This window comes from Mesorhizobium sp. M9A.F.Ca.ET.002.03.1.2, from assembly GCF_003952365.1.
GTDB lineage: Bacteria > Pseudomonadota > Alphaproteobacteria > Rhizobiales > Rhizobiaceae > Mesorhizobium.
The window spans coordinates 5,912,510-5,933,918 of record NZ_CP034443.1 but is presented as its reverse complement, the minus strand read 5'-3'; the positions used below and the strand labels follow the sequence as shown (position 1 = coordinate 5,933,918).

Here is a 21,409-nt window from a genome sequence, read left to right as displayed (position 1 = left end):
GCGAGCGTTTTTCGGAGTTGTTCCGTGAGACCGAAATCGTGATCGATGGCAATCCAAGCCGCAATGCCGGCGAAAACCGCTGGCGAGCGCGGCCTTTTTCGGTTTCGATGGAACAACATCCGCCGGCCACAGTTGGAAGCACAGTCGTTCTACTCCAGCGACTATGAAAGCCGTTCGCGCGGCATTCGGACAAAGACCCCGCGCTTCCTCCCTGCGGGGTCTTTTTCTGTCGCTGCAGGAATATTCAGGGGAATTTGGAGCGCCCCCGGAACGGGCCGGCCGGCTACGCTATTGAAGGCCGCAGTTCATGGCTCGTCGATATCCTGCTTTGAGGGGTTACGCGCGATAGCACGCTCCTCCTCGTCGTCCGGCAGCGCCTCGTCGCTATCCTGGTACGGATTGTCGTCGTCTTCCTCGGGCAGCTCAGCCTCCTTCTCGAGGTCGTAGCGAATGTCGCCGTTTCCCGGCACGCTGTCCGGTAGAATCTTGCTGCCTTTGATCGCGTCCCAATCCTGCTGTTCGATAGTCGGGCCTTCGGGCGGATCGTCAGGTTTTCCACGCGGTGCCATCGGAGCTCTCCTATGCATTGGTGGGTCGTATGTCTAACTCTTCGAACCGCCGCGTAGTTCCTCGATCAAACCTGCGAGATCATTTTACACCGATCCAGCAACCACCTCGCCATCCCGGTTTGGCTCGCTGGTGGGACTTTTTACCCGGGCCTTTAGTCCCTGGGAGAACCAACCGTTAGACGGGGATTACAAAAGTTGAACATGATCGGGGAACACTCCTTCTGTCTTGCTGTTGGGTTGCCAGCGCATTCCCGCGCATTCGCAAGAGGAGAAAACGATGAAACGCATCCTTTTGGCGTCGGTCATGCTGGCGGCATCGGCTGGGCTTTCACTGGCCCAGACGACGACCGGAACCTCGACGACCATGCCCAGCACCACCGATCAGGGGACCAACTCCACCACCGATCAGGAAACTGACTCGACCATCACCAGCGGCACCAATCCGAACTCGGCCAAGGATTGCGCACCTGGTCAGCAGACCGGCAGCGCGCAAGAGGCCGCTCCTGGTCAGCAGGACACGGACGCCAAGACCGCAGCTCCCGGTCAAATGAAGAAGACGACCGAAGGTTGTTAATCGGTAAATCGCTACAGGCCGGAATTGCCGGCCTATAGCTCGCCATTCTCGTCAACAAAGAAGCGATGGTGCGGGCCCGTCAGCGCGGCTTGAGAATTTGGTCCGTGCGCCCTCGATATGAACGACATCCGTGCCGGGGACGGTCACAGGCAGGCCGGCGAGCAAGCCGCCGACGCTGTCCTCCTGCATTCCTCGCGAACCACGCAGCCATCCAACCGCCGACGCGCGCGGCAATAGCGGCCAGCAATCGACTACGAACTTGCGTGACCCCTAATATAAGAGCACACTTCGAAACAGGTGGAGGGAAACGTCCAAAAAGCAATCGGGAGGAAAGCCATGAACAGCATGAGCCTCACCACGCTTGAACGCGGCAAGACGACGGTCGAAGCAGCGGCCCTGGAGGCGCTTTCGGCACGGTTGCGCGGCACCGCGCTGACGGAAGGCGACGCCGGCTATGACGACGCACGCAGCATCTGGAATGCCATGATCGACCGCCGGCCCGGGCTGATCGTGCGCTGCGCCGGCGCCGCCGACGTTATCGCTGCCGTCAATTTTGCCAGGGAAAACAGGCTTCTCGTCGCGGTTCGCGGCGGCGGCCACAACATTGCCGGCAGTGCTGTCTGCGACGGCGGCCTGATGATCGATCTGTCGCCGATGAAGTCGGTGCGGGTTGATCCGGCGACGCGGCGGGCATGGGTGGAACCCGGCGCGACACTCGCCGATGTAGACGCGGAAACCCAGGCCTTCGAACTGGCGGTGCCGACCGGCATCAACTCGACCACAGGTATATCGGGCCTGACGCTGGGCGGCGGCTTCGGCTGGATCACGCGGAAGTTCGGCCTGACCATCGACAATCTTCTTTGCATGGATGTGGTTACCGCCGACGGTAAGCTGCTGCGCGCCAGCCAGACGGAAAATCCGGACCTGTTCTGGGCACTGCGCGGCGGCGGCGGCAATTTCGGCATCGTCACGGCTTTCGAATTCAAGCTCCACCATGTCGGCCCGCAAGTGCTGTCGGGGCTTGTCATTCATCCCTTCGCCGATGCCGAAAACGTGTTGCGGGAGTATCGCGCAGCGCTCGAGGTGGCCTCCGACGAGCTGACCTGCTGGGTGGTCATGCGGCAAGCACCGCCGCTGCCGTTCCTGCCGGCCGAATGGCATGGCAAGGAGGTGCTGGTTCTGGCCATGTGCTATTGCGGCGATCTCGAGGAAGGGGAAAAGGCGACGCAAAGGCTTCGCGCCATCGGGACGCCGATCGCCGATGTCGTCGGTCCCAACCCGTTCGCCGGATGGCAGCAGGCTTTCGATCCGCTGCTTGCGCCCGGCGCCCGCAACTACTGGAAGAGCCATGACTTCACCGCGCTTTCCGACAGCGCGGTCGAGGTCGTCACGGCGGCGATATCCAGGCTTCCCGGCCCCGAATGCGAAGTATTCTTCGGCCATGTCGGCGGTGCAGCGGGCCGCGTGGCAGCGGATGCGACGGCGTTTCCGCAGCGCAGCGCGCATTACGTCATGAATGTTCACGCCCGCTGGCGTGAACCGGAAATGGACCGCGCCTGCATCGACTGGGCGCGCGGCGTTTATGAGGCGGCCAAGCCCTATGCCGCCGGCACGGCCTATGTGAACTTCATGCCCGAGGACGAGGTCGACCGGGTCGAAGAAGCCTATGGTGGCAACTATCGGCGGCTTCTGGAAATCAAGCAGCGATACGACCCGCTGAACCTGTTCCGCATGAACCAGAATTTGCGGCCGGCGGAAAACCTGCGCGCCGCATAGGGGTATGCGTGCAATGACAAGGCCCGCGTCTCCGACGGAGGACGCGGACCGGTCAGGTGTTGCCTCTCGCACGATCCTTGCCGACCGACGGGAGCCTTCCCAGCATTGTCAGACTTTTCGGTTTGCGAAAGCCAGAAGCGTCGTTTTATTGACTCGGCCGGCAAAAACGGGCAGCAAAGCCTGATACGGAGGGCATTTCCGCCATTTTCATAGTCGTGGAGGGAGCTTTTTTGATATCGACCTTCGCCCAATCGGCGATCGGTAGAGGAATTGGTTAACCAAGTTTGTCCATCTTTTGAATCAGTCGGCAACAGACGCGAAGCGTGCAGGGGGCACCAGGCGAACTGTGATCGTAACGGATGCGAGGGCGCAAGCCGGCAGGCCGATTGAGAGTGGTTGTATGGCGTTTGTGCGTTTGAAAGACCGGGGTGACGATCCTCAATCTGGATTGACTTCGATGAGGCCCGGCCTGCGCTGGGTCGCGGTTCCGGCCGTTGGCGTTGCGATCGCTTTGTGGTCGGTGGCGACCATGGCCGGCCTCTATTCAGTGGGGACCTCGCTCACCGCTGCCTCCAACAGTCTTCCGCCAGGCCTGCTCGCGCCGCGCACCATCGCGCTCGCCGATCCCCGGCGCACCTCTGCCGATTCAGGGGTCAATTCACGGGCGCCGTCACTGGCAAGCCGGCAGCGTCAGGTGTCGCTGCTCAATCGATGCGATGCCGGTTGCGTGCACGCCGCCGCAAGATTCGTGCATGAAGGCAAGATGGCGCGTCTCAAGCCGCTGGCGCGGTCGAACAATATTGCGCCTTTCACCTCGCATGACGCCCGCTTCGACGACGTGGTGGCGAAAGCCGCGCTGTCGCCTGAAAAACTTGCTGCTGCCTTTGCCCACGTCACCGCAGCGCCTCTTATGCTCGCCAGCCTGCCGGCGGCTGCGCGCTTTGCGGAGCCGGTGCGCCTGCCCGACCAGAACGGCCCGGCCTCGGTGCGCTTCGGGCCGGAGGTCGCGGAGATCGAACGCTCCTCCCGTCTGGCGCTGGCGCTTGCGAACGTGTCGACGGAAGAGACGATCGATGTGCTGCCGGCAGCTGTTACGGCAAGCGAGCCTTCCGCTCTACAGGAGCCGCAAGAGGCTGAGGTTCAGGTGGCCTCGCTTCCGCCGCAAGACGAGATGCCTGATAGCATTCCCTTGCCGACCTGGCGCCCGCGGGCGGAAATCGATCAGCCAGCCGCGGCGCCCAAGGTCCAGTCACCCAAGGCCCGCAACAAGCTGCAGACCGCCGATGCACCGCCGGTCGAGAGGCCCCAGGCGCCAGCCTTGTCGCCGAGGAGTTCGTCACCAGCCGCCGTGCCGGGCAAACCAGGCAAGTTGGCCAAGCGCTCGAAGGCCCAGGCCGCAGACATGCTGGCCTATGCCAAACCCGACAGGCCCGCGGGCGGGGCTTTCCGCAACCTGTTCAGCACGCCCGGCGCGGGCAGTGGCGTCGCCGTCTACGACATCTCGGCGAAAACCGTCTATATGCCGGACGGTTCGCGGCTCGAGGCGCATTCGGGACGGGGCTCGATGGCCGACCAGCCGCGCTACGCCAACCTGAAGAATGTCGGCCCGACACCGCCCCACACCTACGATTTGAGGCTGCGCGAATCGCGCTTCCATGGGGTGGAGGCGCTGCGTCTCATTCCCGTCGATGGCAAGAACAAATACGGCCGCGACGGCTTTCTTGCCCACACCTACCTGCTGCGCGGCGGCCGCGCGGAATCGAGCGGCTGCGTCGCTTTCAAGGACTATGCCCGTTTCCTCGCCGCTTTCAAGAAAGGCAAGATCAAACGCCTCGTGGTGCGCGGCTAACCAAGCCGCTGATGCAGGTCGCGTCGAAAGGGCGCGGCGCGTAGGCGCCGCTGCATCCTTTGGCTGCTGTCACGTTTTCAGCAGATTGTCAGCAGCCCGCCTCGGAAAGCGTTTTCAATCCTGTCCGGGGATACTATGAGTGACCGGTACCGGGCGGCGCTTCAACCGATCAAGAGGATGTCATGACTTTACGCGCTGTCGTTTGGGGTGAGAATATCCACGAGCGGACCAATGAGGTGGTTGCGGGGATCTATCCCGAGGGCATGCACGCAACGATCGCCAACGCGCTGAAGCTCGACCCCGGCATTTCCGTGTCGTGGGCGACGCTCGAGCAGCCGGACCATGGCCTGCCGGCCGACCGTTTGGCGCAAACCGATGTCCTTGTGTGGTGGGGACACAAGGACCATGGCGCCGTCGCCGACGAAGTCGTCGAGCGCGTGGCGCGCCGCGTCTGGGAAGGCATGGGGCTGATCGTGCTTCATTCCGGCCATTTCTCGAAGATATTCAAGAAGCTGATGGGCACGCCCTGCACGCTGAAATGGCGCGAGGCGGGCGAGCGCGAGCGGCTTTGGGTGACGAGCCCCAACCATCCGATCGCGGCAGGGATCGGCGAGTATTTCGAGCTCGAGAACGAGGAGATGTATGGCGAGCAGTTCGCCGTGCCGGAGCCGTTGGAAACGGTTTTCATCTCCTGGTTCCAGGGCGGCGAAGTCTTCCGGTCGGGGCTGACTTATCGCCGGGGTGCGGGCAACATCTTCTATTTCAGGCCCGGCCACGAGACCTACCCGACCTATCACGACAGCAACGTGCAGAAGGTGCTGCGCAATGCGGTGAAATGGGCGCACAATCCGCAGGGCGCAAATCCAGCCATCCTCGATGCGCCGAACGTGCCGGTGGAAAAGGCTCTCGAGCCGATCGTCGAGCGCGGCGGAAAACTTCATGCCGAGGGTGAAGCCGGCTACCGCTAGCCCATGACCCGACCTTCGGTTCGGAAAATCCATGGTCAAACAAGAAGATAGAGCCCTATCCTGAGGATAAGAATCATGCGTCTCTTGATACTCGGCACCGGCTGGATGGCGGAGGAGCACGCCAGGCAGTTCAGCAAGATCGAGGGCGTCGAACTGATCGGCGCCGTCGATGTCGACCGCGCGCGTGTCGACAAGTTTTCGGACAGCTACGGTATTCCCAACCGGTTCACGTCGCTGGAAGACGCGCTCGCATGGGACAAGTTCGACGCGGCGGCGAACGTGACGCCGGATCGCATCCACCATCCGACCACCATGAAGCTGATCGCGGCGGGCAAGCCGGTGCTGTGCGAAAAACCGCTGGCCGAAAATTTTGAGAAGGCCAGTGAAATGGCGGACGCTGCCGAACGGGCCGGCATCATCAACATGGTCAACCTGACCTATCGCAATGTGGCGGCGCTGCAGAAGGCGCGCGCCATGGTGCTCGCCGGCGAGATCGGCCAGATCCGGCACGTTGAGGCGTCCTATCTGCAGAGCTGGCTGGTTTCCAAATTCTGGGGCGACTGGCGCACGGATCCGAAATGGCTCTGGCGCCTGTCGCGCGGTCACGGCTCCAATGGCGTGCTGGGCGATGTCGGCATCCACATCCTCGATTTCGCCAGCTATGGCGCCGCACTCGACATCGACCATGTGTTCTGCCGTCTCAAGGCCTTCGACAAGGCGCCGGGCAACCGGATCGGCGACTACGAGCTCGACGCCAATGACAGCTTCACCATGGCGCTGGATTTCTCCAACGGCGCGTTCGGTGTGGTGCATGCCAGCCGCTGGGCGACCGGCCACCTCAACGAACTGCGCCTGCGCATCTATGGCGACAAGGGCGGGATCGAAGTCGTTCACAATCTGAACGGCTCGGAGCTGAAAGCGTGCATGGGCGAGAACATCGAGACCGCGAGCTGGCAGGTCCTTGATGCCGGAACGGTGCCGACCAACTATCAGCGCTTTATCGATACGGTCCGTAACGGCATCCAGCCCGAACCGTCGTTTCGCCATGCTGCCGAATTGCAGAAGGTGCTGGACCTTGCCGTGGTCTCGGATGAGAAGCGGGCAGAACTCAGGGCTCACGCCGACACAGCATGATGTCGTCCTTCCAGTCCTGAGAGGCTGAGCCTGCTAGCGCGGCTTCTCGATCCCCGGAATGCCGCCGATCCGCTGGGCGAGAAAGTCGACCAGCAGCCGGACCCGGGCAATGCCGGCGCGCTCCGGGACGATCAGCATGCTCAGCGGTACGGGAGGCGGGGAATAGTCCGGCAGGATCGCTTCCAGCCGGCCGGCTTCGAGGAGATCGTCGACAAGCCAGTGATGGGCAGGTGCGATACCGCGGCCGGCGACAAGGGCTTCGCGCGCGGCAAGCCCATGGTCGACCCGAAATCGGCCGCCAAAAGGCACCGCATGGCGCTCGCCGCCCGGCCCCTGCAGGGCGAGCGTGTCGCTTCCCGCGATGTTCGACATCCGGATGCCTTCATGGCTGGGCAGATCCTGCGGGACAGCCGGTGTGCCCCGCGCCGCCAGATAGGCCGGCGCCGCCACCAGCAGGCGCCGCGACCGGCCGAGCGCCCGTAGCCTCATCGAGCTGTCGGTGAGGGGACCGAGGCGAAGCGCGATATCGACGCCCTCCCGCACAAGGTCGATGCGCTCGTCGGTGAGGCTGAGATCGACCCCGATGTCGGGATAGCGGTCCTGAAAGGCGAAGATCAGCCGGCTGACGTGCAAGACCCCGAGCGCCGCCGTGCAGGATATCCGGATCGTGCCGGCCGACGCGCCGCGCGTGCCCCGCGCCTCATCGCCGGCCTGCTCAACGAGGCGCAGGATCTGGACGCTGTCGGCATAGTAACGGCTGCCTTCGTCGGTCATCGTGACACGCCGGGTTGTCCTGCTGAGCAAGGGCACGCCGACGGCCGCCTCGAGCTCCCGCAGATGCCGCGTGATCGTCGACTGCCCAACTCCGAGTTCGCGCGCCACCGCCGACAGGCTGCCGCGCTCGGCGACGCGGATGAAGGTGCGCATGCGCTCGAGTGTGACGTCCGACCTATCCATTATTCGGCATAATCTTATGCATTGTCTACATGTAGCGGATCATCTCGGAGCTGGCTACCTTCAAGGTCCATCGTCCTTCTTCGGAGTTGACCCATGAAAGTCCTGCTTGTTTTTGCTCATCCTGAACCGCGGTCGCTCAACGGCGCGCTGCGTGACGTCGCCATCAGGGAACTCGAGGCGCAAGGCCACGAGGTGCGGGTGTCGGACCTCTATGCCGACGGCTGGAAAGCCGAGGTGGACCGTGCCGACTTTCCGTCGTGGCCGCCCGAAGCGCGCTTGCTGCCGGGTGGAGCGTCCAAAAAGGCTTTCGCGACCAACACACTGACCGACGACGTCAAAGCGGAGATCGACAAGCTGCTGTGGGCCGACACCTTGATCCTCCAGTTCCCGCTGTGGTGGTACGCCATGCCGGCGATCCTCAAGGGCTGGGTCGACCGGGTGTACGCCTACGGCTTCGCCTACGGCGTCGGCGAGCACAGCGACAAGCGATGGGGCGACCGTTTTGGCGAGGGAACGCTCGCCGGCAAGCGCGCGATGCTGATCGTGACCACCGGCGGCTGGGAAGAGCATTACTCCGCCCGCGGCGTCAACGGCCCGATCGACGACCTGCTGTTCCCCATCAATCACGGGATCCTTTATTATCCGGGCTACGACGTGCTTCCGCCGTTCGTGGTCTACAGAGTGGATCGTTTCGGCGAGGCCGATTTCGAGCCCGTTGCCGAGCGCCTGCGCGAAAGGATGCGGACGCTCGAAACAATACCACCCATTCCCTATCGGCAGCAGAATGGCGGGGACTACCACATCCCGAGCATGCAGCTTCGCCCCGAACTGGGCGATCCGGGCGCCGCTGGCTTCGCGCTTCACGAGGATCGCGCCGGCGCAACCGCTAAGACGGGGACATCGCGTCCCACCTTGCGGGACGTGGCCTGACGCAGGACCATGATGATGGTCGGCAAGGAGCCAGGCGCCTAAGAGGATGCTCGGCGGTCCGCTCGAAAGATCGCCACCGCGGCGGCCGTCAGCGCGGCATTGCCTGATGCAATCGTGCCGTCCGGAAGCGCCTTGCCGTCCTCCAGCCCGACGCGCGTCGACCAGCGCCGCTCCACCGCCCGGTGCACGAACGGCCAGACAGTGGCGTTTTCGCCGTGCAGCAGGATGGCGCGACGCATCCCAGCGCGGTCAAGCACGACCGCGATGCCGTCGCTGACCGCCCACGCCTCGTCGAGGTTCTGTTCCGAAATCTCGATCAGGATGCGCAGCGCCAGACTGTCATCGTCCAGGTGGACCAGGCGCTCGGCGTCGGCGATTGAGGCGAGCCCCGCTTCGATGCCGACGCCGCGCTGCCGCAGGCGCTTCATGACGGCAGGCGCGGCAGTCTCGCTGAGATTGACCGAGGCATAGTCGGGCAGTTCGCTCCAGCCGGCGATCGCCGCCAGCGTGCGCTCGTCGTCATTCTCGATCCAGGCGCCGGTCGAGACGCCGATCAGCGTTCCCGGGCAGGCGCGGCGCAGCGCGAGCATCGTCCGGTCCATCGCGTCAGGCGCGAGGCTTTCGCGCCCGTCGAGCCCGCGCGCATGGACGTGCAGCTCGGCCGCACCTGCGGCCACGCATGCGGCGCCGTCGTCCGCCATGGCGTCGGCGTCAAGCGGCAATTGCGGGTGGAAGTCGGCGCTGCGCGCGCCATTGATGCAGGTCTGGACAATCATGGCGATGGCGGCTCGGTTTCATTTGCGGCCAGTCTAGCGCATGGGTCGGAAAACCGGAATCCGTCCTGGTAGAATCCGTCCTGGTATGTGAATCTAACGTTCCTGCCATTTCGCTGGGCATCAGCGGTACTACTTCGAAAACTCGCTGCGCACGATGCCGTGGCGCTGGAGCTTGTCGTAGAAGGTCTTGCGCGGAATCCCCAGCGCCTCGATCGTGCGCCTGACGTCGCCGTCATGACGGCCGAGCGTCTCGCGGATGATGTCGGCCTCGTAGCGCTCCAGCCGCTCCGGCAGTTTCATGGCGGCGTCCGGCTGCACCAGGGCAGGGGGAGGCACCCCAGCATCTTCTTCTTCCAGCCCCAGCACAAAGCGCTCGGCGAAATGCGCGAGTTCGCGCACATTGCCCGGCCAGTCATGCTCCCTGAGATGGCGGTGCACCGAGGCCGGGACAGTCGGCACCGGGCGCCGGAAGCGGGCGGCGGCGCGCTCGGCGAAATAGAAGAACAGCAGAGCGACATCGTCGCGGCGCTCGCGCAGCGGCGGGATGGAGATCGTCACCACGTTGAGCCGGTAGTAGAGGTCCTCGCGGAAAGCGCCGCGCTGGTGCGGATCGCCGAGATCGACCTTGGCGGCGGCGACGACGCGCAAATCCACTGGCCGCAACTCGTTGGTGCCGAGCGGCGTGACCTCGCGCATTTCAAGCACGCGCAGCATCTGCACCTGTGTCGAGACCGGCATGCTTTCGATTTCATCGAGGAACAGCGTGCCGCCGCTGGCGTGCTCGATGCGGCCGATACGCTTCTTCTGCGCGCCGGTGAAGGCGCCCGCCTCATGGCCGAACAATTCGCTCTCGATGACCGTCTCCGGCAGCGTGCCGCAATTCAGCGCGACGAAATTGCCCCCGGCGCGGCGGCTCCAGCGATGCAGGAGGCTCGCCACCACCTCCTTGCCGGAGCCGGTCTCGCCAGTCACCAGCACGTCGACATCGGTGTCGGCGATCTGCCGCAGCGTGCGGCGCAACCTTTCCATCGCCGGCGTCTGGCCGATCAGCGGCAGGCCGTCCTGCGCCTCGCCAGCGGCCTCGCGCAAGGCGCGGTTCTCCATCACCAGGCGGCGTTTTTCCGCCGCCCGCCGCACACTCTGCACCAGCCGGTCGGCGGCGAAGGGTTTGGTGATAAAGTCGTAGGCGCCGTCCTTGATCGCCTTGACGGCCATGGCGATGTCGCCATGCCCGGTGACGAGGATGACGGGAATGTCTTCGTCCAGGTGCAGGACGCGGTCGAAAAGCTGCAGACCGTCGATCTGAGGCATGCGGATATCCGACACCACCACGCCGGCAAAACCGGCGTCGAGCCTGGCCAGCGCGTCGGCCGCCACCGAAAAAGCCGATACCGAAAAACCGGCGAGCTCCAGCGTCTGCGCGGTGGCCTTGAGAAGATCGCTGTCGTCATCGATCAGGATGACCGGTGCTGCGTCGTGGTCCGTCATGCTGCCTTACATCGCTTTTGAAAGTTGGATAGTGAAACGGGTGCCGTCGCCGCCGCTCGAAACCTCGATGCGTCCGCCATAGTCGGCGACGATGTCCTTCGAGATGACGAGGCCGAGGCCGAGGCCTTTTTCCTTGGAGGTGTTGAACGGCGTGAACAGCGATTTAAGAATAGCCGGCGGAATGCCGGGTCCATTGTCGGACACGCTGAGCGTCACACCGTCCGCCGTATCCTCGACCGAAACCTGCACATGAGCGTTGTCGCGGCCGTCCAGCGCTTCCAGCGCATTCTGAAAAAGGTTGATCAGCACCTGTTCGAGCCGGACCCGATTGCCCATGACTTTGAGGCTCGGCGGCGGCAGGTCGATGGCCAGCGCGTCGAGCCGGCCGGCAAAGCGGCTTCTCAACAGCACCACGGCGCCCTCGATGACGCCGCGCAATTCGACAGGCTCGGCGGCTGTGCGGCCTTTGCGGGCAAAGGCCTTCAATTCCTCGGTGATGGTGCCGATGCGCTCGGTAAGTGCTGCGATGGCGCCGAGGTTTTCCTCGGCGGCCCCAGTCTGCTTGCGGTCGAGGAAGGTGCGGGCGTTGTCGGCATAGGCGCGGATGGTGGCGACGGGTTGGTTGATCTCATGGGCGACGCCGGCGGCGACCTGGCCGAGGATGGCCAGCCGATTGGCCTGGACCAGATCCTGCTGCACGATCTGGAGCTTTGCCTCCGTGCTGCGGTGGTCTGATATCTCGGCCTGCAGCCGGTCGCGGGCGCGGCTCAGATCCTCGGTGCGTTCAACGACGCGGCGTTCGAGCTCGGTGCGCGCCGCCTGTTCGGCGGCGATGCGCATTTGCGCCGATTGCCGGCGCCACAAAAGATACGCGGCGAGACCGAGCAGCGGGACGACGACACCCAGTGCCAGCAGCCGCATTTCGCGGGCTGCGGCGGCGATCGGCGCCTCGGCCGGGACGAGATAGTCGAGCCGCCAGGGGGTCGAAGGGACTGGCGCGGAAAGCCTGAGATATTCCGCGTCGCTGCCGCCGGGCGTCACCGCATTGACGATCGACACGTCCGGGCTCAGCGCCTGCGGGCGCGCGATCGGCAAGGGCACCAGCGGTGCATCGCCGAACTGCTGGCTGTCACGGATGGCGGCAAGCTCCGGGCCGGCCAGCGGCGCTACGGTCATGAAGCGCCAGGACGGCACGCTGGTGATCAGGACGACGCCATGCTCGTCGCTGACATAGGCCGGGCGGCTCACCTCGTGCCAGTCGGCCTCGAGCTGATCGAACTCCGCCTTGACGACGACGACGCCGAGCGGTGCGGCAGCATTGCCGACGCGCCGCGAGATGTAGAGGCCGGGGCGCTTGCTGACATTGCCGAGCGCGAAATATTCGGCGGTTCCGGCCTGCATCGCGCCGGAGAAATAGTCGCGGAACCGGTAATCATTGCCGACGAAGCTGATCGGCTCGCGCCAGTTGCTGGAGGCAATCGCCAGTCCGTCGGTGCCGATGACATAGAGCACGGAGGCCTTGGTGCCGGAGACCAGCCCTTCGAGCTTGCGGTTCAGCACATCGATTGCTGCGGCATTCTTCCGCGACAGCGCGTCCTGCACCTGCTGATCCTCCGCCAGCAGCAGGGGCAGGGCGCGCGGGCTTTCCAGCACGGCGCGCAGCAGCGCGACCTTCAGATTGGCATCGGTGCGGCCTTGCGCCGCCAGTGCCCCGACTTCCGTGGTGCGGCCATAGAGACCGGCGCCGTAAAGTGCGGCCGTCGCGATCGCCAGGGCGATGGCCGCAAACAGCAGCCAGGCACGGCGCGCTCGCCTGCCGAGTTGTTCGGGCGTCAACGTCAAGGCAGCGGCGGGGCGTTGCAGCATCGCCTATTTGTGCATGATTTCGCACAAAGCACAATTCGGCTATGCGAATATCCGCACTTTCTATGTGCGAAACGGAATCTTGAATTCGATAATACTCAATAAAATCAAATTGATGGCCTCTTCAGCGCAATGTGGCATGGCGATTGCAAACACGAATTCAGCGGTCGCGAGGCTGCTGAGGGTCAATGCAATTGCTCCGGGAGGTCGAGCTTCTCGATCGGAGCACAATGGAGGACGTCATGCAGACAGCATTCGCTGCCGCCGAGCCGCGCGGCAAACTTCCCTTCTACCGGCATCTCTATGTGCAGGTGCTGGCGGCGATCGCCGCCGGCGTGCTTCTCGGCCACTTCTATCCTGAAACCGGTGAGGCGATGAAGCCGTTCGGCGACGCCTTCATCAAGCTGGTGAAGATGGTGATCGCGCCGGTGATCTTCCTGACGGTGGCGACCGGCATTGCCGGCGTTTCCGACCTGCAGAAGGTCGGCCGCGTCGCTGGCAAGGCGATGATCTACTTCCTGGCATTCTCGACACTGGCGCTGGTCGTCGGCCTGGTCGTCTCGAACGTCGTGCAGCCGGGCGCCGGCATGCACATCAACCCGGCCACGCTCGATCCCACCAAGGTGGCGACCTTTGCCGAGAAGGCGCACGACACAACCATTGTCGGCTTCCTGATGAACGTCATCCCCGACACGATCACCGGCGCTTTCGCGAAGGGCGACATCCTGCAGGTGCTGTTCTTCTCGGTGCTGTTCGGCGTTGCCTTGGCCATGGTCGGCGATCGCGGCCGGCCGGTCGTCGATTTCCTGCAGGCGCTGACGACGCCTATCTTCCGCCTCGTCGCCATCCTGATGAAGGCCGCACCGATCGGCGCCTTCGGCGCCATGGCCTTCACCATCGGCAAATATGGCATCGGCTCGATCGCCAACCTGGCGATGCTGATCGGAACATTCTATCTGACTGCGCTGCTGTTCGTGTTGGTCGTGCTTGGCGCCGTTGCTCGCTACAACGGCTTCTCGATCCTGGCGCTGATCCGCTACATCAAGGAAGAGCTGCTGCTGGTGCTCGGCACCTCGTCCTCGGAGGCGGCACTGCCCGGCCTGATGGCGAAGATGGAGCGCGCCGGCTGCAACCGCTCGGTGGTCGGGCTGGTCATCCCGACCGGCTATTCCTTCAACCTCGACGGCACCAACATCTATATGACGCTGGCCGCGCTGTTCATTGCCCAGGCGACCGACACGCCGCTCACCTTCGGCGACCAGATCCTGCTGCTTGCCGTTGCCATGCTGAGCTCCAAGGGCGCCGCCGGCATCACCGGCGCCGGCTTCATCACGCTGGCCGCGACGCTCTCGGTCGTACCCACGGTGCCGGTCGCCGGCATGGCGCTGATCCTCGGCGTCGACCGCTTCATGTCGGAATGCCGGGCGCTGACCAACTTCATCGGCAACGCGGTGGCGACCGTGGTCGTGGCGCGCTGGGAAGGGGAACTCGACCAGACGAAGTTTGCCGCCGCGATGGCCGGTGACTTGCCGGAGGAAGCCGACCTGTCGCTGCCCGGGCTGCAGGCCGCCTGACCGTTCAGGCTGCATGGTCATATCCCGGAGCCGGCTTGCCGCCGGCTTCGGGATAGAGCACCGGCCTTCTGAGCCGATGGTTACAGGTTCGTATCCTGCCGGTTGCCGCCCGATAGCGGTTGATAGCCGACTATTCCGTAAATCATTTGCTTACACCCAGTTGACTTGCGTAAGCAATATGCTTACATATTGCATGATCAAATCGTTCAAGCACAAGACGCTGGCGGATCTCTTTCAAACCGGAAAGTCCGGGAAGATCGACGCCAGATGCATAGGCGCATTCTTGTCCGGCTTGACCGCCTGGCAGTCTCGGAAAGGCCGGAAGATATGGACCTGCCCGGCTTCGACTTCCACCCTTTGAAGGGCTTCAACCCGACCCGCTACACGGTGCATGTCAACGGGCCGTGGTGCATCACATTCGAATTCGACGCCAATGATGCCGCCCGCGTCGATTTCGAACAGTACCATTGAGGCGGCCAGATTGGAGAAGTCGATTTATGAGCGTGTATGAGCCGATGCGTCCGATGGAGCGCTGCCCATCCCACCCTGGAGCGCTGCTTGACGACATTATCCCGGCAACCGGAAAGACCAAGGTGGAAATCGCCAACCTGCTCGGAATCTCGCGCCAGCAGCTTTACGACATCATCCGCGAGAAGAAGCCGGTGTCGCCGGCCGTCGCGGCCCGCCTTGGGAAGATGTTCGGCGACGGCGCCGCGATCTGGCTGAGGATGCAGGCCGCTTATGACGCGTGGCATGCCGAGCGCGAGGTGGATGTCAGCGCCATCCCGACGCTGCGTGCTGCCTGAGATATAACAGGCTTGTGAATCTTGTTCCGAGACGCGGGGCTTGTTCCGGCCGTATTTAAAGATCACTATCCGCCATGCCTCAAGGCGCCCGTCCGCTTCGATCCCAACCTGATCGTGACCGAAGGCGGCACCATTTCCGTCGGGCTCGGCTGCGGTATCGCCTTGGCCGAACCGTCGGAGCGCTTGCTGCCGCCGCCATACTCTTGACCCGGCTGGCCGGCGTCGAAGGCAATGGCGGCCTCATTGCGAAGTCGCACGCAAGACGTGACCCGTCTCCTGATGGAAAGCCGTTCCTCAGGAAACTCGTCGGACACTTGAAGAGGGGGCAGACCCATGAGCGGATTTGCCGAAGCCGAAGCAAGATGCGAGGTCAGATGCGATGCAACCCGTGCCGAGAATTCCGGTATCCATCATCATCCCGAACTACAATTACGCGCGTTTCCTCAAACGCAGCATCGATAGCGCGCTAGAGCAGGACTACGCGGATGTCGAAGTCATCGTCGTCGACGATGCATCGCGGGACAATTCCACGACAATCATGGAATCATATCGCGACGAGATCCTCGCATGCCCGCGGGCGCAAAATGGCGGGCATGCGGCGGCGTTCAACACAGGCTTTGCGGCAAGCTCCGGCAAGATCGTTCTTTTTCTCGACGCCGACGACTACCTTTATCCGACCGCCGTTTCCACGATCGTCGACATCTGGGACGCGGCAACCGCCCAGGTGCAGTCGAGGCTGCACATCGTCGACGAACGGCAACGCATCAGGGACGTCTTTCCGCCGCCCGAACTCCCCTTCGACAGCGGTGACGTCATGCCGAAACTGCTGCACAAGGGCCGTTACCAGACAACCGTGACCAGCGGGCTGGCCTTTGATCGCGCAACCCTGGAGGCGATCATGCCGATACCCGAGCCGGAGTTCCGCCAGGGCGCCGATGGCTATCTTGCAACGCTGGCGCCGCTTTACGGGCACGTTCAATCCATCGACGAATGCGTCGGCGCCTACCGGATCCACGGCGCCAATCATTCGGTGTTCGGCGAAAAGCTCGCCGAACGGGCTCGCTGGCGGGTCAGGCATGATTTCCAGCGCATGGAGGCGCTGTCGGAGCAGGCCGCCGGGATCGGCCTGACCATCGTACCGTCCGATACCGTCCGCCACGACCCGGTCCACCTGGAAGAGCGGCTGGCGTCGCTGTGCGCGGACAGGCGCCGGCACCCCGTGGCCGACGATTCCCGGCTGACGTTGGGGGCGGCCGGTGCCGTAGCCAGCCTCGAAATGACGGCGTCCCTGCGGCGGCGAGCCGTCCTTGCCGCATGGTTCCTGTCGGTCGGCATGTTGCCGCGAAAAATGGCGATGGCGGTCCTGTCGTGGAAGCTTGACGCATCGTCGAGACCGGCATTCCTTAGCCGTCTGTCCAAAACCATCCGCCACGCCATGGGATAGCCTTGACGGGATGTCATTCGCTTTCGGGAGAGGCTGAGCCCTGACGGCAAACACCAGGGCTCAGGGGATAGCAAGGGATCATGCGGCCTCTGCAAGAGCGCGTTCATTCACGCCGGATTCGCCCAGCTTTGTGAGAGCTTCGTCTGTCGCCACCTCTTCCTGCAGCGTGGTCCTGAGAAGCTGCAGGGCATCCTTCATGCCGAGCTGTTCGGCCCACGCGATGAGCGTGCCGTAGCGGGCTATTTCATAGTGTTCCACAGCCTGTGCCGCGGCAACGAGGCCTGCATCCAACGCCGGAATTCCCTTATACTCTTCGAGTATTTCCGAGCCTTCTTCGAGAATGCCGTCGATGGCGGGGCAGGTCTTGCCGCGAGCCGGCTTTCCGAGAAGGTCGAACACCTGCTCGAGGCGATCGACTTGGCCCTCGGTTTCCATTTGGTGCTTTTCGAACGCGGCCATAACCTCCTTCGCTTCGGCGCCCCTGGCCATTTTGGGCAGAGCCTTCAGTATCTTTTTTTCCGCGTAGTAGAGGTCCTTCAGGCCGTCGAGGAACAGATCCTCGAGGCTTTTGGTCTTCGACGTTGAGGCCTTTTTCGTTGTCGCCATTTTCCGATCTCCCGTTGATGAGCCATCCGCTGTCGGAGGCCCTAGTCAACACCGATCGGCGCAACTTGTTCCGACGAATTTCGGCTTTAGATCCGGCTTGCCTCAGCTCTCAGTGCGCTCCGCGCAGCCTGCCCGCCAAGCTGCGTACCGCCAGCACCAAAACGGTGACGATAATCAGGATCACCGAGAGGGCTGCGATCGCCGGGTCGATGTTGTCGCGCAGGCCCATCCACATCAGCCTGGGCAGCGTGATGGCGTTGACCGAGGTGACGAAAAGGGTGACGCCGATCTCTTCCCATGAGAGCACGAAGGACAGAAGGGCTGATGTGACGATGCCGAACTTGATGTTGGGCATGATGATGCGGGTGGCGCGCTCCCACACCGTGGCGCCGAGGCCGCGCGCGGCGAGGTCGATGCGCCGGTCGAGCTGGCTGAGCGAGACCAGGATCAGCACCGTGGCGAAGGGCACAGTCATCACCGCATGTGCCATGGCGACACCGAGCCAGGTGTCGTAGCCGAAGAACGAGCTGACGCCCGAGATCGAGGTCAGCAGGAAGTAGAGCGTGATCGCCGAGACCACCGGCGGCACCACCATCGGCAGCAGCACGAAGCCGACCAGCGCGGCGGTGAAGCGCGGCTGGAACATCCACACACCAAGGCTGAAGCAGAGCGCCAGCACGGTGGAGAAGGCGCTGCTGACGGCGCCGATCCTGATCGAGAGCAGGATCGAGTTGATCCAGCGCGGATCCTCGATCAGCGCCCGGTAGTGGCGCAGCGACAACTCGCCCGACGGCATCGCCAGCATGCGGCTCGGCGTCAGCGACACCGGGATGACCGCGAGCAGCGGCAACAGCAGGAACAGCGCGACGAGTGCGGCGAGGATCAGCGAGACGGGGCCGGGGCGGTAGGTCGGCATCAGATCATCTGCTTCGGTCTGACATAGCGGAACAGCAGCGCCATCAGCGCACCGACGAACAGCACCAGCACGACGCTGATCGCCGCACCCAGCCCCCAGTCCGGGCTCTGGAAGATGCGGAGGTAGATCAGCTCGGCGATCATCACGCTGCGGCCGCCGCCAAGGATCGCCGGCGTGACGAAGAAGCCCAGCGAAAAGACGAAGACGATCAGCGCCGAGCCGATGATGCCGGAGCGCGTCATCGGCACGAAGACCGACCAGAAGGTGCGCATGCGGCTGGAGCCGAGCCCACGCGCCGCCAAGAGCACGCGGTCGTCGAGGCTGCGCATGGAAGACGCCAGCGGAAACACGGCGAAAGGAATGAGGAAATGCGTCATGCCGACGATGACGCCGAACTCGTTGCGCACCAGTGTCAGCGGTTCGGAGATGAAGCCGATCGCCTGCAGCCATGTGTTGATCAGGCCGCGATTAGAAAGCAGCGCCACCCAGCCGAAGGCGCGGGTCAGCACCGAGATCCAGAACGGCACCAGGATGCAGAACTCGGCGACCACGCGCTGCACCGGCGTGCCGCGCACCCAGACCACGGTGATGGCATAGGCGGCGGCGACCGAAACGATCGTGACGATTGCGGCTATGCGCAGCGTGCGGATGAACACCGACTGCACCAGCGGATCGGTGGCCAGCGCGCCATATTGCCCGAGCCCTGGCGTCGGCAGCGTAAAACTCCATTTGACGACGCCGAGGAACGGCCAGGCATAGGCAAGCACGAGGAACAGGAGCAGCGGCGCCATCAACAGCGCCGCGCCCATCCTGTCGGAAAGATATGCTTTCATCTCGGCCCCGGTTGTCCCGGCTTGTCAGGCGGAAATGATCTTCGTGTATTCGTCGAGTGCTGCCCCGTAATTCTTGGCGTACCACTCCATGTCGAGCGCGATCTGCTTCTTCATGTTCTCGGGGTCGACGGGGTTGATGCGCTTCTTGTCGGCGGGGATCAGCGCGTCGGCGGCCGGGTTGGCCGGGCCCTGGCCGAGCTTGTCGAACATGACCAACTGCTTTTCCGGATCCTGAGCGCTGGCGATGAATTTCATCGCCGCGTCCTTGCCGCCGGGATTGCCCTTGAGCACGGCGAGCGCACCCGGCGAGATCAGGCCCTGGTCCCAGATGAACTTGATCTGGCCGCCGGAATCCTGCTCGATCAGCGAGGCGCGGGTCGACCAGACGATTGCCATCGAAGCCTCGCCGTTGAGCAGAACGCTCTGGCTTTCGGCGCCGCCGCCCCAATAGGCGACGACGTTTTCCTTGAAGGCGGCGATCTTGTCATGTGCGCGCTTGAGGTCGAGCGGATAGAGCTCGGCCGGCGCGATGCCGTCGGCAAGCAATGCCGCTTCCCAGCTCGACACGCCCCATTTGTAGAGCGAGCGCTTGCCGGGGAATTTTGCCACGTCGAAGAAATCGGCCATGCCGGTGGGCGCTTCGCTGCCGTATTTCTCGGAATCATAGGCGATCACGTAGGAGAAGAAATAGGTCGAGGCGGCGTGTTCCCAGCCAAAGCCCTCGCGCATCTTCTTCTTGTCGACAACCGTATAGTCGATCGGCTCCAGCATGCCTTGGCTGCCCAGCGTGATGGCCGAGAACGGGTCGACGTCGACCAGGTCCCAGGTCGGGGCGCCGCTCTTGAACTGTGCGGCGATCGCGCCCTCGGTCGGGCCGGAGCCATCCATCTTGACGGTGATGCCGGTCTCCTTGGTGAAGGCCTGGCCATAGGCCGCGTCATAGGCGGTGATGGCGTCGCCGCCCCAGTTGACCAGCACCAGTTCCTTGGCTTGCGCGAAGGCACCGGTCGAGCGCAGCAGCATCGGCGTGCCGGCCAGCACGAGTGCGGCCAGCTGCGTGAACTGCCGGCGCGAGATCTCGCCGCGCGCCGCCCTGGCGGACAGGGTCTCGATGGCGTGTTTTTTGGTTTCGCTCATCTTTGAATTGCTAGTCATGTCAGTTCCCCTTTTTGTTGTTGGTATTTCGGCGAAAAGTCGGCCTGGCGGATTTCAGCTCCGCCACGCCGATCGTCATTGTCCTCCGTCCGGAAGGAGGAAACCTTTTTCTGCCGGCCATGTCAGCCATACGGAATTGCCCTTGCTGAGTGCCGAGGCGGCGACCTCGTTCGGTACCGAGACCGTCACCTTGGCGCCCTGGCGCGTCGTCAGATCCAGCCGCGTCGCAGCACCAAGATAGGTCGAGGTGGTCGCCGTCGCGGCGATGCCGTTCTCGCCTGCCGCTGCCTCGGGCGCGATCGACATGTATTCGGGCCGGATCGCCAGGATGGCGTTGCTGCCGACGGCGCTGGTGTTGCCGCGCAGGCTCACAGTGCGGTCCTCGCACAGGCCCGTGGCGCCATTGTCGGCGTTGCGCACGCCCTTCAGCGGCAGCATGTTGATCTCGCCGAGGAACTCGGCGACGAAGCGGTTGGCCGGCCGGTCGTAGACCTCGTCCGGCGCACCGACCTGCAGCAATTGGCCGTGGTTGAAGATGGCGACGCGCGACGACAGCGCCAGCGCTTCGCTCTGATCATGGGTGACGAAGACGAAGGTGGTGCCGGTCTCCTGGTGCAGCCGCTTCATCTCGGCCTGCATCTGGCCGCGCAAGCCCTTGTCGAGGGCCGAGAACGGCTCGTCGAGGAGCAGAACACCGGGCTCGAACACCAGGGCACGCGCCAGCGCGACGCGCTGCTGCTGGCCGCCGGACAATTGCGACGGCAGTTTCTTCTCGTGGCCCTTGAGCCCGACGCGCTCGATCATCTCGCCGACACGTCGCTTGATCTCGGCCGACGATTTCTTGCGCACCTTGAGCGGGAAGGCGATGTTGGCCTCGACGCTCATATGCGGGAACAGCGCGTAGCCCTGGAACACCATGCCGGCGGCGCGCTGTTCGGCCGGCCGCTCGGTGATGTCGACGCCGTCGCTGTAAAGGCGCCCGTCGGTGGGTTGGATGAAGCCGGCAAGGATCATCAGGAAGGTGGTCTTGCCCGAACCCGACGGTCCCAGCAAGGTCAGGAACTCGCCGCGGCCGATATCGAGCGTCAGATCGTCCAGCGCACGGAACGAGCCGAAGCTCTTGCCGATCCCGATTGCCTTGATCTCTGCGGCCCGGCCGGGTTGCTGCATCCTGCCTTTGTCCTCAATGCT

Annotated in this window: 20 protein-coding genes and 1 pseudogene; 10 read left to right on the top strand and 11 right to left on the bottom strand. The window is 63.8% G+C overall.

Translation table 11 applies throughout. The annotated features are described in order from the left end of the window. Window positions 1-305: 305 nt before the first annotated feature. Window positions 306-569: a hypothetical protein gene (locus EJ066_RS28860; RefSeq protein WP_126043297.1), complete on the bottom strand. Its 264-nt coding sequence runs from the start codon at window positions 567-569 to the stop codon at window positions 306-308. 277 nt (window positions 570-846) lie between these two features. Here EJ066_RS28860 and EJ066_RS28855 point away from each other — a divergent pair, with 277 nt between their 5' ends. The 5 genes from EJ066_RS28855 (at window position 847) to EJ066_RS28835 (ending at window position 6,870) form a co-directional block, all read left to right on the top strand. After that, window positions 847-1,143 carry a hypothetical protein gene (locus EJ066_RS28855; RefSeq protein ID WP_126043296.1) on the top strand — a complete coding sequence of 99 codons (297 nt, stop codon included), beginning with the start codon at window positions 847-849 and terminating at the stop codon, window positions 1,141-1,143. A 336-nt stretch (window positions 1,144-1,479) separates the two neighbouring features. Beyond that, window positions 1,480-2,919 (top strand): FAD-binding oxidoreductase, encoded by a 1,440-nt coding sequence (locus EJ066_RS28850; protein ID WP_126043295.1) that lies wholly within the window; start codon window positions 1,480-1,482, stop codon window positions 2,917-2,919. Between the two features lie 457 nt (window positions 2,920-3,376). Further along, the gene (locus tag EJ066_RS28845; RefSeq protein WP_126043294.1) at window positions 3,377-4,768 is read left to right on the top strand and encodes a tlde1 domain-containing protein; all 1,392 of its coding nucleotides are present in this window, start codon (window positions 3,377-3,379) and stop codon (window positions 4,766-4,768) included. Between the two features lie 182 nt (window positions 4,769-4,950). After that, the gene (locus tag EJ066_RS28840; RefSeq protein WP_126043293.1) at window positions 4,951-5,736 is read left to right on the top strand and encodes a ThuA domain-containing protein; all 786 of its coding nucleotides are present in this window, start codon (window positions 4,951-4,953) and stop codon (window positions 5,734-5,736) included. Between the two features lie 75 nt (window positions 5,737-5,811). Then, a complete protein-coding gene (locus tag EJ066_RS28835) occupies window positions 5,812-6,870 on the top strand; it encodes a Gfo/Idh/MocA family oxidoreductase (protein WP_126043292.1) in 1,059 nt (352 codons plus the stop codon). 33 nt (window positions 6,871-6,903) lie between these two features. Here EJ066_RS28835 and EJ066_RS28830 read toward each other — a convergent pair whose 3' ends face one another. Then, complete coding sequence (locus tag EJ066_RS28830; protein ID WP_126043291.1) at window positions 6,904-7,827, bottom strand: LysR family transcriptional regulator; 924 nt, start codon at window positions 7,825-7,827, stop codon at window positions 6,904-6,906. A 93-nt stretch (window positions 7,828-7,920) separates the two neighbouring features. Between EJ066_RS28830 and EJ066_RS28825 the strand changes: the two genes are divergently transcribed. After that, the gene (locus EJ066_RS28825) at window positions 7,921-8,757 is read left to right on the top strand and encodes an NAD(P)H-dependent oxidoreductase (protein WP_126043290.1); all 837 of its coding nucleotides are present in this window, start codon (window positions 7,921-7,923) and stop codon (window positions 8,755-8,757) included. Window positions 8,758-8,795: 38 nt separating this feature from the next. On the opposite strand, the gene EJ066_RS28820 is transcribed toward EJ066_RS28825, so the two are convergent. The 3 genes from EJ066_RS28820 to EJ066_RS28810 form a co-directional block, all read right to left on the bottom strand. Then, a complete protein-coding gene (locus EJ066_RS28820; protein ID WP_126043289.1) occupies window positions 8,796-9,533 on the bottom strand; it encodes a 3-keto-5-aminohexanoate cleavage protein in 738 nt (245 codons plus the stop codon). 129 nt (window positions 9,534-9,662) lie between these two features. Then, on the bottom strand, window positions 9,663-11,021 hold the full coding sequence (locus tag EJ066_RS28815; RefSeq protein WP_126043288.1) for a sigma-54 dependent transcriptional regulator: 1,359 nt from the start codon (window positions 11,019-11,021) through the stop codon (window positions 9,663-9,665). Window positions 11,022-11,027: 6 nt separating this feature from the next. After that, window positions 11,028-12,887, bottom strand: a complete 1,860-nt coding sequence (locus tag EJ066_RS28810) for an ATP-binding protein (RefSeq protein ID WP_126043287.1) — start codon at window positions 12,885-12,887, stop codon at window positions 11,028-11,030. Window positions 12,888-13,114: 227 nt separating this feature from the next. On the opposite strand from EJ066_RS28810, the gene EJ066_RS28805 reads away from it, so the two are divergent. From EJ066_RS28805 to EJ066_RS28795, 3 genes and pseudogenes are all read left to right on the top strand, one after another. After that, complete coding sequence (locus EJ066_RS28805; protein ID WP_126044092.1) at window positions 13,115-14,458, top strand: dicarboxylate/amino acid:cation symporter; 1,344 nt, start codon at window positions 13,115-13,117, stop codon at window positions 14,456-14,458. Between the two features lie 193 nt (window positions 14,459-14,651). Next, window positions 14,652-14,929, top strand: a pseudogene (locus EJ066_RS28800) (type II toxin-antitoxin system RelE/ParE family toxin). Window positions 14,930-14,955: 26 nt separating this feature from the next. Further along, window positions 14,956-15,264: a HigA family addiction module antitoxin gene (locus EJ066_RS28795; protein WP_126043286.1), complete on the top strand. Its 309-nt coding sequence runs from the start codon at window positions 14,956-14,958 to the stop codon at window positions 15,262-15,264. Window positions 15,265-15,329: 65 nt separating this feature from the next. Here EJ066_RS28795 and EJ066_RS28790 read toward each other — a convergent pair whose 3' ends face one another. Next, window positions 15,330-15,521, bottom strand: coding sequence for a hypothetical protein (locus tag EJ066_RS28790; RefSeq protein WP_126043285.1), 192 nt, complete (start codon window positions 15,519-15,521; stop codon window positions 15,330-15,332). Window positions 15,522-15,643: 122 nt separating this feature from the next. Between EJ066_RS28790 and EJ066_RS28785 the strand changes: the two genes are divergently transcribed. Beyond that, a complete protein-coding gene (locus EJ066_RS28785) occupies window positions 15,644-16,708 on the top strand; it encodes a glycosyltransferase (protein ID WP_126043284.1) in 1,065 nt (354 codons plus the stop codon). 78 nt (window positions 16,709-16,786) lie between these two features. On the opposite strand, the gene EJ066_RS28780 is transcribed toward EJ066_RS28785, so the two are convergent. The 5 genes from EJ066_RS28780 to EJ066_RS28760 form a co-directional block, all read right to left on the bottom strand. Next, window positions 16,787-17,314, bottom strand: coding sequence for a ferritin-like domain-containing protein (locus EJ066_RS28780; protein WP_126043283.1), 528 nt, complete (start codon window positions 17,312-17,314; stop codon window positions 16,787-16,789). A 109-nt stretch (window positions 17,315-17,423) separates the two neighbouring features. Beyond that, the gene (locus EJ066_RS28775; RefSeq protein WP_126043282.1) at window positions 17,424-18,230 is read right to left on the bottom strand and encodes an ABC transporter permease; all 807 of its coding nucleotides are present in this window, start codon (window positions 18,228-18,230) and stop codon (window positions 17,424-17,426) included. Next, the gene (locus EJ066_RS28770) at window positions 18,230-19,063 is read right to left on the bottom strand and encodes an ABC transporter permease (RefSeq protein WP_126043281.1); all 834 of its coding nucleotides are present in this window, start codon (window positions 19,061-19,063) and stop codon (window positions 18,230-18,232) included. Before EJ066_RS28770 ends, EJ066_RS28775 begins: the two co-directional genes overlap by 1 nt. Window positions 19,064-19,087: 24 nt before the next feature. Next, the gene (locus tag EJ066_RS28765; protein WP_126044091.1) at window positions 19,088-20,200 is read right to left on the bottom strand and encodes an ABC transporter substrate-binding protein; all 1,113 of its coding nucleotides are present in this window, start codon (window positions 20,198-20,200) and stop codon (window positions 19,088-19,090) included. Window positions 20,201-20,293: 93 nt separating this feature from the next. Next, window positions 20,294-21,388, bottom strand: a complete 1,095-nt coding sequence (locus EJ066_RS28760) for an ABC transporter ATP-binding protein (protein ID WP_126043280.1) — start codon at window positions 21,386-21,388, stop codon at window positions 20,294-20,296. Between the last annotated feature and the right edge of the window lie 21 nt (window positions 21,389-21,409).